General features: G+C 66.1%; 1 protein-coding gene and 1 pseudogene. Both read right to left on the bottom strand.

Annotation, left to right across the window (positions count from 1 at the left end):
- Nucleotides 1-334: pseudogene (locus AX721_RS23065) on the bottom strand (copper resistance protein B); the annotation flags it as partial.
- Complete coding sequence (locus AX721_RS23060; protein ID WP_068878315.1) at nt 331-2,190, bottom strand: copper resistance system multicopper oxidase; 1,860 nt, start codon at nt 2,188-2,190, stop codon at nt 331-333. The pseudogene AX721_RS23065 and the gene AX721_RS23060, both read right to left, overlap by 4 nt.
- Nucleotides 2,191-2,557: the final 367 nt, after the last annotated feature.

Raw genomic sequence — 2,557 nt, 5'->3', positions numbered from 1 at the left:
CGCCCGCCATGGCGGGCATCCCGGGCATCGCGGGCATGTCGTGACCAGGCTGCTGAACGGGAGCCGCCGCGGAGTTGGCCGGAGCCGCGGCGTCTACGGGCGCATTGTTCGCCGGCATGTCGTGACCGGCGTGAGGATCGGCCGGCGGCGTGGCCGACATGTTGTGGCCCGCGTGGGGATCCGTCGGCGGCGTGGCGCGTGGGCCTGGCTTCGCCGCTGGTTTGGCCTTCGTCGCCGGCATTGTCATGCCAGGCATGTCGTGGGTCATGGGCTGGGCTGCGGCTGACCCCGCCCAGGCGAGGGGCAGCAGCGCGATCAGAGCGATGCGGTTCATGCCGCACCTCCGTCGAGTGGTCGCACGGAAAACACCTGAAACATCCCCCCGTGCATGTGGTAAAGCATGTGGCAGTGGAACGCCCAATCCCCGGGCTCGGCGGTGATGTCCCAAGACACCTTGCCTCCCGGCTGCACATTGACCGTGTGTTTTCGGGGTCCGTAGCCCTCCGGGCCATGCGCCAGTTCGAAGAAGTGCCCGTGCAGATGGATCGGGTGGGTCATCATCGTGTCATTGACCAGCGTCACGCGCACCCGCTCGCCCTTGACGAACGAGTAGGGCGCCGGCTTTTCGCTGAAACGCTTGCCATCGAAGCCCCACATGAAGCGTTCCATGTTGCCGGTCAGGCGAATCTCCAGGGATCGTTCAGGCGGACGCACGTCGGGATTGCGGTCCAGGGCGATGAGGTCCTTGTAGACCAGCACCCGATGGCCCACGCTCTCGAGGCCCTGGCCGGGCTCTCCGGTCCGGTCGATCGGCATCGGCGCGATGGTCTGCACGCCCGGTCCCATCTTCACCTGAGGGGCGTTCTGGGGATCGCGCATGGACATCTTCATGCCGCCCATGTCGCCCATCGCATCCGAGCCGCGCGGCTTAGGAGCGGCCATGCCGGGCGGGGCTGATGCCGCCATGCCCGCCATGGCCCCGCCCGTCGCGTGACCCATCGCCGCGTGACCCATCGCCGCGTGGTCGATGCCCGCCATGTCGCCGCCGGACATGTTGTGACCCATGGCGCCCATGTCCATGCCCATGTCCTTCATGGTCGCCAAGGGCCGCTTCCGCAGTGGCGGAACCTCTGCCGTCATGCCGGGCCGCGGCGCCAAGGTGGCGCGCCCCAGGCCCGAGCGGTCGACCGCTTCCGAAACGATCGTATATGCCCGGTCCTCGATCGGCTGGACCACCACGTCGTAGGTCTCGGCAATGCCGATCTGGAACTCGTCGACCTCTATCGGACGCACGTTCTGACCATCGGCCTGGACGACGGTCATCTTCAGTCCGGGGATCCGGACGTTGAAGTTCATCTGAGCAGCCGAGTTGACGAACCGCAGGCGGATGCGCTCGCCCGGATTGAACAGGCCCGTCCAGTTGTCCTGTGGACCATGGCCGTTGATCAGGAATTCGAGGACCGCGCCCGTCACGTCGGAGATGTCAGTGGGGTCCATCCGCATCTTCGCCCACTCGATGCGCTCCTGGAGGGTCTGGTCTTTCCCGGCCAGGAGCGTCGAGAGCGTCTGTTTCTGGAAGTTGAACACCCCCGACTGCTGCTTCAAGCGCTTGAAGATGACGTGCGGGTGCATGAACGAGAAGTCGGAGAGCACGATCACGTGCTCCCGGTCATAGGCGACCGGATCAGCGTCCTTGGGCTCGATGATGATCGGCCCGTAGTGGCCGAGCTGCTCCTGCAGCCCCGAGTGGCTGTGATACCAGTAGGTTCCGTTTTGAATGATGGGGAACTCGTAGACGAAGGTTTCCCCCGGCGAGATGCCTGGGAAGCTGACGCCCGGCACGCCGTCCATCTGAAACGGCAGCAAGATGCCGTGCCAGTGAATGGAGGTGTCCTCCTCTAGGCGATTGGTCACCGAAAGGCGGACGTTTTGGCCTTCCTTCAGCCGTAGGAGCGGCGCCGGGATGGTCCCGTTGATCGTCACCGTGTGGTGAGAGGTGCGCCCGTTCACGCGCCAGGGGGTCTGCGCGATGGTGAGGGCGATGTCTGTTCCCGACAGCGTCTGCATCCCGGGCAAGGCGCCGGGCGTCTGGCTCCGAGCCCAGGACGGGAGCAGACTGGAGGCGGCGAGGCCGCCACCCAGGAGCGAGGCGCCGCGAAGCCATTGCCGGCGGCTGAGGTCACATCTCATCTTCAATCCTGCACTAGCGCTTCGCCAATAAAGGCGTTCGCCGCAATTTGACCGCGCACCCGGATGTTCCGATCGCGCTGGAGACGACTGGCTCGTCTGCTGAATCCTTCAAACCTGGCGCGTTTGATGCTCATCAGCCCCATGGGAAGCCCCATCGTTAGGCCCCCCGTTTGACCCGTCCTGCCGGCCGGCGCTACCGGTTCATCTTCATGCCGGCCATATCGGACTTCGCAGCCGGCGCCGCTTCGGGCGGGGCCGCCGCCTTCTCATCATGCTGGTCGCCGTCGGCATGCGGCGCGGTGTCCGTGTGCGAGCTTGTATCAGCCGGCGGCGAGGCCGGCGCGGAAGGCTCCGCGGCGGGGATCGG

The sequence above is a fragment of the Phenylobacterium sp. CCH9-H3 genome (assembly GCF_001557235.1).
Lineage (GTDB): Bacteria > Pseudomonadota > Alphaproteobacteria > Caulobacterales > Caulobacteraceae > Phenylobacterium.
Note: the sequence above shows the minus strand (reverse complement) of the source record. Positions and strands in the feature narration are given on the sequence as shown.